This is a genomic window from Demequina sp. B12 (genome assembly GCF_028823635.1).
Taxonomy (GTDB): domain Bacteria; phylum Actinomycetota; class Actinomycetes; order Actinomycetales; family Demequinaceae; genus Demequina.
In genome coordinates this window covers 240,465-252,918 of sequence record NZ_JAPEHU010000004.1, presented here as the reverse complement: position 1 = coordinate 252,918, position 12,454 = coordinate 240,465, and the positions used below count along the sequence as shown (strand labels likewise).

Annotated in this window: 10 protein-coding genes; 5 read left to right on the top strand and 5 right to left on the bottom strand. The window is 65.0% G+C overall.

Going from position 1 to position 12,454, the window contains the following annotated elements; translation table 11 throughout:
* Positions 1–34: 34 nt before the first annotated feature.
* Complete coding sequence (locus tag ON058_RS10565; RefSeq protein WP_274669009.1) at positions 35–406, bottom strand: hypothetical protein; 372 nt, start codon at positions 404–406, stop codon at positions 35–37.
* A gap of 50 nt (positions 407–456) precedes the next feature.
* Between ON058_RS10565 and ON058_RS10560 the strand changes: the two genes are divergently transcribed.
* Positions 457–1,371 (top strand): patatin-like phospholipase family protein, encoded by a 915-nt coding sequence (locus ON058_RS10560; RefSeq protein ID WP_274669008.1) that lies wholly within the window; start codon positions 457–459, stop codon positions 1,369–1,371.
* On the opposite strand, the gene ald is transcribed toward ON058_RS10560, so the two are convergent.
* From ald to ON058_RS10540, 4 genes are all read right to left on the bottom strand, one after another.
* Positions 1,295–2,383, bottom strand: a complete 1,089-nt coding sequence (ald, locus tag ON058_RS10555) for an alanine dehydrogenase (protein ID WP_274669007.1) — start codon at positions 2,381–2,383, stop codon at positions 1,295–1,297. The genes ON058_RS10560 and ald overlap by 77 nt on opposite strands.
* A 214-nt stretch (positions 2,384–2,597) precedes the next feature.
* Positions 2,598–3,356, bottom strand: a complete 759-nt coding sequence (locus ON058_RS10550; RefSeq protein WP_274669006.1) for a M15 family metallopeptidase — start codon at positions 3,354–3,356, stop codon at positions 2,598–2,600.
* 258 nt (positions 3,357–3,614) lie between these two features.
* Positions 3,615–4,646, bottom strand: a complete 1,032-nt coding sequence (locus ON058_RS10545; RefSeq protein WP_274669005.1) for a hemolysin family protein — start codon at positions 4,644–4,646, stop codon at positions 3,615–3,617.
* The gene (locus tag ON058_RS10540; protein WP_274669004.1) at positions 4,643–5,944 is read right to left on the bottom strand and encodes a hemolysin family protein; all 1,302 of its coding nucleotides are present in this window, start codon (positions 5,942–5,944) and stop codon (positions 4,643–4,645) included. Before ON058_RS10540 ends, ON058_RS10545 begins: the two co-directional genes overlap by 4 nt.
* 142 nt (positions 5,945–6,086) lie before the next feature.
* Between ON058_RS10540 and ON058_RS10535 the strand changes: the two genes are divergently transcribed.
* The 4 genes from ON058_RS10535 to ON058_RS10520 all read left to right on the top strand — a co-directional run bounded on the left by ON058_RS10535 (position 6,087) and on the right by ON058_RS10520 (position 12,394).
* On the top strand, positions 6,087–6,989 hold the full coding sequence (locus tag ON058_RS10535; protein WP_274669003.1) for an ABC transporter ATP-binding protein: 903 nt from the start codon (positions 6,087–6,089) through the stop codon (positions 6,987–6,989).
* Entirely contained in the window at positions 6,986–7,798 is an 813-nt protein-coding gene (locus ON058_RS10530) for an ABC transporter permease subunit (RefSeq protein ID WP_274669002.1), read from the top strand. Before ON058_RS10535 ends, ON058_RS10530 begins: the two co-directional genes overlap by 4 nt.
* A gap of 115 nt (positions 7,799–7,913) precedes the next feature.
* On the top strand, positions 7,914–11,795 hold the full coding sequence (locus tag ON058_RS10525) for a multifunctional oxoglutarate decarboxylase/oxoglutarate dehydrogenase thiamine pyrophosphate-binding subunit/dihydrolipoyllysine-residue succinyltransferase subunit (RefSeq protein ID WP_274669001.1): 3,882 nt from the start codon (positions 7,914–7,916) through the stop codon (positions 11,793–11,795).
* Entirely contained in the window at positions 11,792–12,394 is a 603-nt protein-coding gene (locus ON058_RS10520; protein ID WP_274669000.1) for a GDSL-type esterase/lipase family protein, read from the top strand. The genes ON058_RS10525 and ON058_RS10520 overlap by 4 nt, the downstream gene beginning before the upstream one ends.
* The last annotated feature ends 60 nt before the right edge of the window (positions 12,395–12,454 follow it).

The window sequence follows — 12,454 nt, the reverse complement described above, 5'->3', positions numbered from 1 at the left end:
AACTCGCCGCATGCGGCGGCGAACCGCGTCCGTGTCAGGGCGTCGCAGACGGCGACGCCGACGCGTCAGGCGCAGCGTCGCCCACGAGTTCCGCCGACCAGCCCCCATCCTCATCAGCTGTCGCTTCACAGCCACCGAAGGAGCCGTCCTCAAACTCCCAAGCAATCGAGACCACGCCATTCGCGTCGGGCCCCGCAACGTCACCGCGAACAATCGCCGGTAAACCCGCATCGGCCGCGCGCTCTTCACACACGGCGATGGCCTGCTGTTCCTCCGTCGACACGTCCGCCCCCACAAAGAACCACACCACCGCACCGATCACCACGAGGCCTGCCACCGCGAAGGCGCCTAGCAGTGGACCCCAGCTACGGGGCGCTTCAGGTTCGGGCACTGGGGACTCGCTCATGGCATCCAAGGATACGGGCGAGAAACTCAGTCCTTTCTTACGATGGAGCCATGAGCACCATCGACGACCTTCGCTACATCCCTCGTTTGGGCCTTGCTCTGGGCGGAGGCGGCGCACTGGGCGCCGCGCACGTCGGTGTCCTCCAGGTCCTCCATGAGCGGGGAATCGTGCCGTCCATCATCACCGGGACCTCTGCAGGAGCCATCGCCGGTGGTGCGGCAGCCGTAGGAATCGACCCCTACGACCTCGAGGACCACATTCTCCGGTGGGGTTGGTCGACCTTCGGAAGTTGGACGCCCAAACCTGGCTTTGGGTTGCTCACCCACGACGCGCTCGCAGAAGGCCTCAAGAGGACCCTAGGCATGGACCCCTTGGTGGAGGACCTGCCCACCAGGTTCGCTGCCGTGGCCACTGACATCGACGCGCGCGAAGCCGTCGTGATCGACCACGGCTCACTGACGAAAGCTGTAGCCGCCTCGATCGCCGTTCCTGGCATCTTCAGGCCGGTGACCATCGACGGCAAGACCCTGCTCGACGGCGGGCTCGTCCAGAACGTCCCCATTCAGGCTTGCATCGAGTTGGGCGCTGAACACGTGATTGCCGTACGCCTCAGTGCCGAATGGGACCTGCGCGGCTTCGAGACCGGGCTCGAAGTTCACGAATGGGAGATTCGTTCGGACGTCACCGTCCTCAACCCGCGGGTAGGCGCCCACAGTCAATGGGCGGTCAAAGGGCTCAAGGACCTCGTACGCCTGGGGCGCGAAGCCGCTGAAGCCGAGTTCGAGGACTACCCGATTCTGCATGAACGCCCTCAGCGCCCGATAGCCGACGACATTGCCGACGAGCGTCACGCGGCGGCCACCGCCGGTGACGCGAGCCCGGACGTCGCTACAACACCTGGGCCGGAAGGTGGGGAAATGCCTCCGCTACGGCACCTGCCCTCAGCATTCCTCCGGCGACGTTGAGACCGCGCCCCAACGCGGGGTCGTCACGGCCGTCCACCAGGGGCAGGAGATATGCCATGGAGGCCGCCGTCAACGCGTGTGTCGCGGTCGCGCCCACTGCGCCCGGCATGTTCGCCACACAGTAAAGGGTGGCGTTGCCGACCTGGAACACAGGATCGTCGTGCGTCGTGGGGCGCGAAGCTTCGCAACAGCCTCCCTGATCGATCGCAATGTCAACCACGACAGTGCCCGGCTGCACTCGATCCAGTAGTGCCCGTGTCAGCACGTGTGGTGCGGGCCTGCCGGGAACTAAGACCGCTCCAACGATGAGGTTCGCGGCCACGCACTCGCGTTCGACAGTCTCCGGGGTCGACACCACGGTGCGGACCGTGCCACGCGAGATCCCCTCTAACTGCGTTCGTACCCGCCCCAGACGTGCCTCATCCACGTCCAGCACCACCACATCGGCTCCCGCCCCCTTGGCCTGAACTGCAGCCGCCGTCCCCGCGACGCCAGCACCAATCACGACCACCACACCCGCACGCGCCCCCGGCGCGCCTCCGAGCAGCACGCCAGGCCCGCCTACCGTCGACAACAAGTGATGGCTGCCCGCGACAATAGCGAGCGCTCCAGCGATCGCGCTCATCGGCGCCAAGATCGGCAACGTGCCGTCAGCGGTCTGGACGGTGTCATAGGAGTACGCGGTCGTGCCCGCATCGATCAGCGCCCGCGCGAGGGGTTCGTTGGCGGCAAGGTGCAGGAACGTGAAAAGCGTGTTGGACCCCAGCAGACCCCACTCCTCGGGAAGAGGCTCCTTGACCTTCACCACCACATCCGCGGCCCACGCTTGCTCACGCCCACAGATGTGCGCTCCGGCCTGCCGGTAGACGTCATCGGCGAAGGCCGCTGCTACTCCAGCACCCTCCTCGACCAGGACCTCATGGCCGCGGCCGACGAGCTCGGCAACGGAAGCCGGGTCCAGGCCCACGCGGGTCTCGTGATTCTTGATCTCTACGGGGACACCGATGCGCATGCACTCATCCTTCTCTTTGGGCGCGCCTGTACTCAAGGATGGTGAGCAACGCTGCGCCGCGGTTGCCCCGGGGGTGGTGGAGCGACCATGACTCCAGCGTGCATCACGATGGGGTCACACGCAGTGCGAAACACTCCGGGAGAAACACACAGGCCCTGGTCAATGACCGTTCAGTCATTCACCAGGGCCTGGAGCGAAGGAAGTCGCTCGACGTTTAGCCGCGGTTGGAGAAGTAGGGATCGTTCTGGCTCCAGTAGCCCGAGCCATACACACCGATCTCATCGGTGCCAGGCTCGTACTCCCAGTGCCAGGGCTCCCACTTGCTGGACTTCGCCCAGGAGGGGTTAACCCAGCCCCACTTGCGTCCGTTGGCCTCAAGCCAGGCCTTGGCGTAACCGGTGTCGTCAGAGCCGCACAAGTCGAGCGCAAGCCCCCACCCGTGCACCGACTTTCCGGGGGCGGCAGCCAGGAAGCCACGGCTCGCCTTGGTGGCGTACTGAGCGGACAGCGTGCGGTAGCCATTGCCGACGCACAGATCGCGACCGAACTCCAGCTTGAACGCCTCGTTCAGCTCTGCAAGCGCCACTGCGGCATCGTTGCGCAACGACACGCCATTCCAAATCTCGCACAGGGAATCGGCGGTCATGCGGCCGTTGTACCCCTCAGCGCCCACGCCGGGGTCACAGTCAGGAAGGTAGGCGCTTGCGGCGTAGTCGGTAGAAACCGCCAGGGCGGCGCTGTTGCCATCAACCGCCGGGAGGGGAAGTTGAGCACTCTCCAAGCTCTGTCCAGCGATCAAAGCACGCGAGGAGAGAGTGTCACCCGACGCGACGACCTCAGCGGTCTGCGTCTCAGCAGCACCCGCGTAAGGAGCGATCGTCCCCACTGCTGGGTACACAATCATCGTCAGGGCAAAACCCGCCAACACACCCGACCGCGCCAGGAACTTACGGCGACGGTGAGTGGTCTTCACCTGGGTAGTTTCGGTCTCTTGGATCCTGCGCGCTCGACGAGAGCGGTGCGTCGTTGCAGACGCGCCATCACGCTTGCTCACACGAGCCTCCACAGTTGTTTGCCATCGTCTTCCGCCGCCCCACTCGGCGGGAGTTTCCAGCGAGTGTAACCAAATGGTAACGACGAGCGCTACCCGCGCCGCTGACCAATTTCTCACACGCACCTCTCCCGTGTGACAAGGCACGCAGAAGGCTCAAAATCTGTGGATAACTCGCGGTCAGGAGTCGCGAGACATCGAATCCTGGACCTCGCCCACCAGGGTCTCAATGATGTCTTCGAGGTGCACCACCCCAAGCGCCGTCTCATCCTCCTCGACGACCGCAACGTGGGCTCCGGTGCGGCGCATCAGCGCCAAGACTTCCTCAACCTCCGCGCCAGGGTCCACCACGGGCAACGCCCGGACCCGCCACTCCTGGATGGGCTCCTCCCGCTCTCCTGGGCGCGCGAACAACGTGTCCTTGATGTGGAGGTACCCCACGAAGACTCCGTCGTCACGAACCGGCAGCCGCGAGAACCCCGTCTCGGCAACGACCCGCTCAAACTCTTCGACGCTCACACCCGGGGACACCCAGGTCACCCGATCAACGGGGATCATCACGTCCTGTGCAGTGCGGTCGGAGAACTCGATCGCCCCCGCCAAGAGCCCTTCATCGTCGTGCAGAGTGCCCTCTTCGCTGGACCGCTCCACGATGGAGTGCACTTCGTCAGCGGTGAAGGCGCTGGTCACTTCGTCACGAGGCTCGATTCCCACCAGACGCAGCACTCCGTTGGCGATCCAGTTCAAAGCGCCGATGATCGGCTTGAGGACTCGAGCCAACAGCACCAGCGGGGGGCCAAAGATCAGTGCGGCGCGGTCCGGAGTGGAGACGGCAGCGTTCTTAGGCACCATCTCCCCGACGACTACGTGGAGGCCGACGATAACCACCAGTGCGATCGCCATCGCGACCGCGTGCGACGCTGCTGCGGGCAATCCCATCGCTTCGATGGGCCCCTCGAGAGCGTGTGCGAGCGCAGGCTCCGCCACCACACCCAAGGAGACCGAACAGACGGTGACTCCCAGTTGGGCGCAGGCCAGCATCAAGGACACGTTCTCCATGGCCCACAGGACGGTTCCGGCCGCACGGGAACCTGCCTCCGCTAGCGGCTCGATCGAGCTCCGACGGGCAGAGATGATCGCAAACTCTGCCCCCACAAAGAAGCCGTTGGCGAGGAGCAGCCCCACGACGAGCGCGATCATGCTGCCGCTCATGATCCACCGTCCTCAGACGTGAGCGGTTCGATCCGAACCCGGTCGATCCGCCGTCCGGCCATGCGCTCGACTCGGATGCTCGCCTCGTCACACTGCACGCAGTCGCCCACCTCCGCGATGCGCCCCAGCTGAGCCATCACGAAGCCGCCAACGGTCTCATAGGCAGGTGACTCCGGAATCGCCACACCTGCGACCTCCATGACCTCGTCGGGCCGCAGTTCTCCGGGAACCACCCATGCTCCTGTGGGCATCCGGTGTGCTGCGGGACGCCGGCGGTCGTGCTCGTCGGCCACATCGCCCACCAGTTCCTCCACCACATCTTCCAGCGTGACCAGGCCGGCGGTGCCGCCGTACTCGTCGACCACGATCGCGCACTGGTGGCCGTGTTCGCGAAGTTCTACCAGCAGCGGCCGCATGGAGAGCGTCTCAGGGACGCGTGGGGCGTCCACCATGAGGGACAGCACAGAGGTCGCGTCACGTTCGTGGGCCGCCACCGCGATGGCCGCGCGCAAGTGCACCATGCCGATGACGTCGTCTACTCCCTCGCCCACGACGGGGAAGCGGGAGTGGCCCGTGGCCCGCGCCATCGCCAGCACATCGGCGGCTGAGGACCCGCGTTCGAGAGTGCGCATTCGGGTGCGGTCCGTCATCACGTCAATCGCGGCCAACTGATCCAACTCGATCGTGTTCTTCAGCAGCAGTGCAGTTGACGGCGCCAGGGTGCCGGCCTCTGCCGAGCGGCGGACGAGCGCAGCGAGTTCTTGCGGGGAACGACCACCTGACAGCTCTTCGCGCGGCTCGATGCCGAGGATGCGCAGGATCCCGTTCGCGGACCGGTTCAGCACAGAGATCACCGGCCGCAGGGCGCTTGTAAACGCCATGTTAAGCGGTGCGACAAGGCGGGCCGTGCGGGTGGGATCCGCAAGCGCCGCGTTCTTGGGCACCAACTCTCCGAAGACCATCGAGAACGCATTCACCACCACGAGCGACGTGGCACCCGCAATGGCTGCGACAGCGCCTCTACCCAATGCAGTGGACTCGAGTGGGACTTTCAGCAACGACACCAACGCCGGCTGGGCCGTGTACCCCAACAGGATGGTGGTGAGGGTGATGCCGACCTGCGCGCCCGACAACTGCGTGGACAGGCGGCGGAGTGCGCGGCGGACCCTGGTGCCCTTCTTGTCGCTGTCGTCGACATGAGCCGGGTCAAGTGCAACGAGCGAAAACTCGGCAGCCACGAAGATCGCTGTGCCAATGGTCAGGAGCACGCCCAGCCCCACGAAGAGCCATGCGGTCATGGACTGGGGCGCCGTTCGCCATTCATAGTGGGTTCAGCATACCCAGGCGGACCTGCTGCGGGAGGGGCCATGAGTCCGGGTGGCGCACCACGCGCGAGTCGATAGCATCGGGGGAGCCCAGATCACGAGGGAGGCTTTCACCATGCCCGCACCCGCTATTGAAGTGCGTTCCCTGTCGAAGAGATTCGGCAAGGTTCATGCGGTTGAAGACCTGACCTTTACGGCGCAGCCGGGCCGTGTCACGGGCTTCCTTGGACCCAATGGTGCGGGCAAGTCCACCACGTTGCGTGCACTGGTGGGCCTGGTGACGCCGACGTCAGGCGATGTCCTCATCGGCGGCGAGCGCTACCACGCGCTTGACCGTCCGGCGGCGACAGTGGGAGCGCACTTTGAAGGCGCGTTCCATCCAGGTCGAAGCGCACGCGGCCACTTGATGACGTATGCGCCGCATGTAGGAGTCGGCGCGGAGCGCTGTCAGGAAGTCCTGGACCTGGTGGGGCTCACCGAGGCAGCCGACCGGCGCGTGAGCGGCTACTCGATGGGTATGAAGCAGCGCTTGGGGCTGGCGACAGCGCTGCTCGGTGATCCTGAGGTGTTGGTGCTCGATGAGTCCGCCAACGGCCTCGATCCCGCCGGTGTTCAGTGGCTGCGCGGATTCCTCCGCGCTTTTGCCTCGCGTGGCGGCACGGTGTTGTTGAGCTCTCACCTGCTGAGTGAAGTTGAGCTCACCGTCGATGACGTGGTCATCGTTGCGCGCGGAAAGTTGCGCCACAGCTCCTCGATGGAGGAACTACGCGACCTGACATCCTCCGCTGTCGAACTTCGTAGCCCTGATGTCGAGGGTCTCGCAGACTTGATCAACACTCGCTATCCCGACACGGGACGACTGACCTCGGACACCACCGCCACCATTGAGGGCCACAAAGCCGATGCCGTCGGGGCGGCCGCGTTCGCTGACCGGCTCGAGCTCCACGAGCTACGCGACACGACCGACAGTCTCGAGACGGTGTTCCTGCGTCTCACTCAGGAAGGAGACCACGCATGAGCGCCGCCGTGAAATCCGAGCTCCGCAAGTTCACCAGCACCCGAATGTGGTGGGTGCTCCTGCTCTCTCTTGCGCTGTCCGTGGTGTTCCTGGTGGGTTCGGTAGCCGGCAGCATTGCGCTAGCCGATGCGCTGGGCGACGAATCTGTCCAGTCAGGGTTTGAGGGGATGGACCCGCAGGATGTGGCACTGATGGTCTACAGCCTTCCCGTATCACTCGGATACGTTTTCCCTGCCGTCCTGGGCGCACTGTCGGTCACGCAGGAGTACCGTCACCGCACCATCGACACCACGCTACTCATGGACCCGCGTCGGGGCCGGCTGATTCTTGCCAAGCTCATCGCGGTGGTGCCGTTTGAAGTCGCCTATGGCCTGGTGGCCATGGTGATGGGAGTCGCGACAGGAGCGGCTGCACTCACCATTGCTGACATGCCCACCGGGCTCGACGACCCTGCCACTTGGTCGTCGATTGCGATGGGCGTGGCGGCGCTCGCGGTCTGGGGAGTCGTCGGAGTAGGTCTAGGCACGGCAATGCCAAGTCAAGTCTTGGTCATCATCTTGCTGATCGGGTGGACGCAGTTGGCCGAGCCGATCGTGCGCCTGGCGCTGGGCTTCGTCGAGCCGCTTCAGCCCGTTGGCGCCTTCTTGCCGGGCGCGGCCGGAGACGCGATGGTAGGCGCAAGCCTCTACTCGGCGATGGACTCGGGCGACCTGTTGTCACCGTGGGCAGGTTTCGCCGTTCTGTTGGCGTACGCCCTGGTCGCCAGCGCTATCGGGTGGGTTCGGATGACGCGCCGGGACGTGTCCTAGCAAAGGCCTGGCAAGGCCCCGGCAAAAGTCCGAGAGGCGGTCACAAACGCGCTCAGAAAACGTCTAGGCTTGGGCCCAAGAACATCGACGTATCTGACGCACTGGCGCCAAGAAAGTGAGCGGCCCCGACGTGTCCACTGACACCAGCGCAACCGGCTCCGACCGCATGACTGTGACTCGAGAAGAGGGAGCGCCCACGGTCGCTTCGCTCATTCTCCAGGGACACCGTGCAGCTGGATCCCCGGCACACTCTCAGTCCCCCGCTGAAAGTTCGCAGGACTCCTCCGCCCCCCAGCCCCAAGCCGAAGCCGCGGCACCCAACCCCGGCTCGCACGAAACCAGCCACCTGCCGGAGCCGGTGCAGATAGCCCCGGCCTCCACCGATGTCTCCGCATCGGACGGCGCACCCGTGGCTTCCACTCCTGAGGCTCCGGTTTCTCCGCCTGCAGCGACGCAGGCCAACGCCGCTGAGCCAACGCCCGCATCGGCGCTGCCCGCCGCGACCACACCAGCCGACCCTCCTGGGGAACCGGCACCAACGGAACACGCAGCGACACAGCCCATCGCCACCACACAGGCACCGATCGCGACCTACTTGCAGAAGGACGATCACGAGGCGCTCAACGCCAAGGACGTCCAGCACGGGGTGACGCGTCTGCGTGGCCCCGCTGCTCGCGTGGTCACCAACATGGAGGCAAGCCTCGAGGTGCCGACGGCAACCTCGGTGCGCACCATCCCCGCCAAGCTGATCATGGACAACCGCATCGTGATCAACAACCACCTGGCCCGCACTCGCGGCGGCAAGGTGAGTTTCACGCACCTGATCGGTTTCGCGATCGTCGAGGCGCTCGCACAGTTCCCCGCGATGAACGTCGCTTTCGCCGATGACGACGGCAAGCCCGCGGTCCGCGCACCTGAAAGCGTGAACTTCGGTCTCGCGATCGACCTGGCCAAGAGCGATGGCTCCCGCCAGCTCCTCGTGCCGAACATCAAGCACGCCGATGACATGGATTTCGCGAAGTTCTGGTCTGCGTACGAGGACGTGGTGAAGCGCGCCCGTGCCGGCACGCTCCAGGCGGTCGATTTCCAGGACACCACCATCACCCTCACCAACCCCGGCACGATTGGCACTGTGCACTCCGTGCCGCGCCTCATGAAGGGCCAAGGCTCGATCATCGGTGTGGGGGCGATGGACTACCCCGCCGAATACCAGGGCGCGTCGGCAGAGACCATTGCACGTTTGGGTGTGTCGAAGGTCATGACGCTGACGTCCACCTACGACCACCGTGTCATCCAGGGTGCGCAGTCGGGCGAGTTCCTGGCGCTGGTCCACCGCAAGCTCCTGGGCATGGACGGCTTCTATGACCGCGTGTTCGTCGCACTGCGCGTGCCCTACGAGCCCGTCCGCTGGATCCAGGATGCCGCCACGAACGAAACCGCGGAGGCCGCGAAGCCAGCACGTATCGCGGAGTTGATTCACGCCTACCGCTCGCGCGGCCACCTCATGGCAGACGTGGACCCGCTGTCCACCCGCCTACGCAAGCACCCCGACCTGGACGTACAAACGCATGGGCTCACGCTGTGGGACCTCGACCGGGTGTACGCCACCGCCGAGTTTGGTGGACGTGCCGAATGGAAGATGCGGGAAGTTCTGGGACGCCTGCGCGATGCCTACTGCCGCACCGTCGGCGTGGAGTACATGCACATTGCGGACCGCGCCCAGCGCGCGTGGCTGCAAGAGCGCCTCGAGGTGGACTACACCAAGCCCAGCCGCGAAGAGCACCTGCGCATCCTGCGACGCCTCAACGCAGCGGAAGCATTCGAGGCGTTCCTGCAGACCAAGTATGTGGGCCAGAAGCGCTTCTCCCTCGAAGGCGGAGAATCTCTGATCCCGCTGCTCGATGCCGTCATGTCGTCGGCAGCCGAGTCTGGCATCCAGGAAGTCTGCATCGGCATGGCACACCGCGGCCGTCTCAACGTGCTCGCGAACCTGGCAGGCAAGTCCTACTCGCAGATCTTCTCCGAGTTCGACGGCACCGCGGTCCCTGGCTCCGTGCAAGGGTCCGGCGATGTGAAGTACCACCTCGGAACCGAGGGCGTCTTCACCGCCGAGTCCGGCCAGACCACCAACGTCTACCTGGCGGCGAACCCTTCGCACCTGGAAGCGGTCAACCCCGTTCTCGAAGGGATCGTGCGCGCCAAGCTCGATGCGTTGAGCGCCGACCCCGCAACCGACGGCTACCCCGTTCTTCCCGTGCTGGTTCACGGCGACGCGGCCTTCGCCGGCCAGGGCATCGTGATGGAGACGCTGAACCTGTCCGGCCTGCGCGGCTACAAGACCGGTGGCACGGTTCACGTCATCATCAACAACCAGGTGGGCTTCACCACCGGTCCCGGTGACTCGCGCTCGACTCGCTACTGCACGGACATCGCTAAGGGCTACCAGATCCCGATCTTCCACGTGAACGGGGATGACCCTGAGTCCTGTGCGCGCACCGCACGCCTGGCGTTCGAGTACCGCGAGGCCTTTGGACGCGACGTCATCATCGACATGGTCTGCTACCGCCGCCGTGGCCACAACGAGGGCGACGACCCCTCGATGACCCAGCCGCGCATGTACGACCTCATCGAGGCCAAGCGGTCCGTCCGCCACCTCTACACCGAGTCCCTGATTCGTCGCGGTGATATCACCACCGAAGAGGCAGAGGCCGTGTCTCAGGACTACTTGGCGCAGCTGGAGCGTGTCTTCCTTGAGACGCGTGATGGCTTCCAAGGCACGGACACGGAGTCGATCTCCGGACTGGAACTGCCCTCAAGCCAGTCGTCCGACGCCGGTGTGATGGTCGGATGGCAGACGGCGGTGAGCGCGAGCCAGATTGAACGCATCGGTCGGGCTCACACCCGACCGCCCGAGAGTTTCCAGGTTCACCCCAAGCTTGCCAAGCTGCTGGAACGCCGCGAGGCAATGAGCCGCGAGGGCGGCATTGATTGGGGTTACGGAGAGCTTCTCGCCTTCGGTTCGCTGCTGCAGGAAGGCACCCCTGTCCGCATTGCGGGTCAGGACGCCCGCCGCGGCACGTTTGTGCAGCGCCACGCGGTGTTCCACGATCGCGCTACGGGTGCCGAGTGGACACCGCTGCTGTATCTCAGCGCCGACCAGGCACGGATGCACATCTACGACTCCTCGCTGAGCGAGTATGCCTGCCTCGGCTTCGAGTACGGCTATTCCGTGGAGCGGCCCGATGCTCTGGTGCTGTGGGAGGCGCAGTTTGGCGACTTCGTCAACGGGGCGCAGACCATCATCGACGAGTTCATTTCCTCGGCTGAGCAGAAGTGGGGGCAGTCATCCTCCGTGGTGCTGCTGCTGCCCCACGGCTATGAAGGCCAGGGCCCGGACCACTCGTCTGCACGAGTGGAGCGGTTCTTGCAGTTGTGCGCTGAGGAGAACATGATCGCGGCCATGCCGTCGACGCCTGCGAGCTACTTCCACTTGCTGCGCCGCCAGGCGTATGAACGTCCGCGCAAGCCGCTGGTGGTGTTCACCCCCAAGTCGATGCTGCGTCTGCGTGCCGCACAGTCCGCGGTGGAGGACTTCACCCACGGCACGTTTGAGCCCGCGGTGCCAGACACGATCGATCCCGCGGGTGTAGAACGTGTCCTCATGTGCGCAGGCAAGGTCTACTACGATTTGGCTGCCGAGCGCGAGAAGAGCGGTGACACCACCACGGCGATTGTGCGACTCGAGCAGTTGTATCCGTTGGACAAGCAGTCGATTGATGCGGCGCTTGCCCCGTACGGGGATGCGGAACTCATCTGGGTTCAGGAAGAGCCACGTAACCAGGGCGCGTGGAGTTACCTCGCACACGCCCTGCCGCACGTTGTCGAGCGTGAGGTGCACGGGGTGACCCGTCCTGCCTCGGCGTCCCCGGCCTCGGGCCTCAGTTCACGACACAAGGAAGAGCAGGAAGACTTGGTGAAGCGAGCATTTGCACGATGAAGAACGTCTTCTTTGTTGGTGACGAGCTGACCGCCGGCCACGGCGACCCCAAAGCACTGGGGTGGTCGGGTCGAGTGGCGGCGCGTACCTTGCCGTTGGCGAAGGACATGCGGTTCCACACCCTCGCTGTGCCAGGTGAGACGACTGCAGAGTTGTCGAGCAGATGGGACTCTGAGGCGCTGCGTCGCCTGGGGCCTGACGGACTCAAAGAAGCGGACAACTATGTGCTGTTCGCGCTCGGACGCCATGATCTGAGCAGGGGGGTCTCCCCCACCATGACGCGGCTGCACTTGGCTAACACCCTGGACCGCGCTGCTGCATTGGGCTTCTCCATCATGATGGCGGGCCCGCCTCCGGTCACTGCCGTGGACCGTCAGTCGCTTGCCGAATATGCGGCCCTGTGTGACGAAGCGGCAGCACGGCGCGCGGTGCCGTTCATCGACATGTTTGGCCCGCTTGCCCGCCATGAGCAGTGGGCAACCGATATGGACACCAGCGGCGGCGAAGTGCCTCTCCAGGCTGGCTACGGTCTGATGGCGTGGCTGGTGCTGCACTCGACATGGCACGACTGGCTGGGAGTCGAGCCGGGGCCTCAGTAGGCGTCAAGCACCTCAAACCGAAACGCGTGAGGGGCGGGTATCCATCGTGGATACCCGCCC

Excerpts from the sequence above, each read along its gene's own strand:
- ON058_RS10565 (WP_274669009.1), bottom strand. The coding sequence starts at position 406 with ATGAGCGAGTCCCCAGTGCCCGAACCTGAAGCGCCCCGTAGCTGGGGT.
- ON058_RS10560 (WP_274669008.1), top strand. The coding sequence starts at position 457 with ATGAGCACCATCGACGACCTTCGCTACATCCCTCGTTTGGGCCTTGCT.
- ald (WP_274669007.1), bottom strand. The coding sequence starts at position 2,383 with ATGCGCATCGGTGTCCCCGTAGAGATCAAGAATCACGAGACCCGCGTG.
- ON058_RS10545 (WP_274669005.1), bottom strand. The coding sequence starts at position 4,646 with ATGAGCGGCAGCATGATCGCGCTCGTCGTGGGGCTGCTCCTCGCCAAC.
- ON058_RS10540 (WP_274669004.1), bottom strand. The coding sequence starts at position 5,944 with ATGACCGCATGGCTCTTCGTGGGGCTGGGCGTGCTCCTGACCATTGGC.
- ON058_RS10535 (WP_274669003.1), top strand. The coding sequence starts at position 6,087 with ATGCCCGCACCCGCTATTGAAGTGCGTTCCCTGTCGAAGAGATTCGGC.
- ON058_RS10530 (WP_274669002.1), top strand. The coding sequence starts at position 6,986 with ATGAGCGCCGCCGTGAAATCCGAGCTCCGCAAGTTCACCAGCACCCGA.
- ON058_RS10520 (WP_274669000.1), top strand. The coding sequence starts at position 11,792 with ATGAAGAACGTCTTCTTTGTTGGTGACGAGCTGACCGCCGGCCACGGC.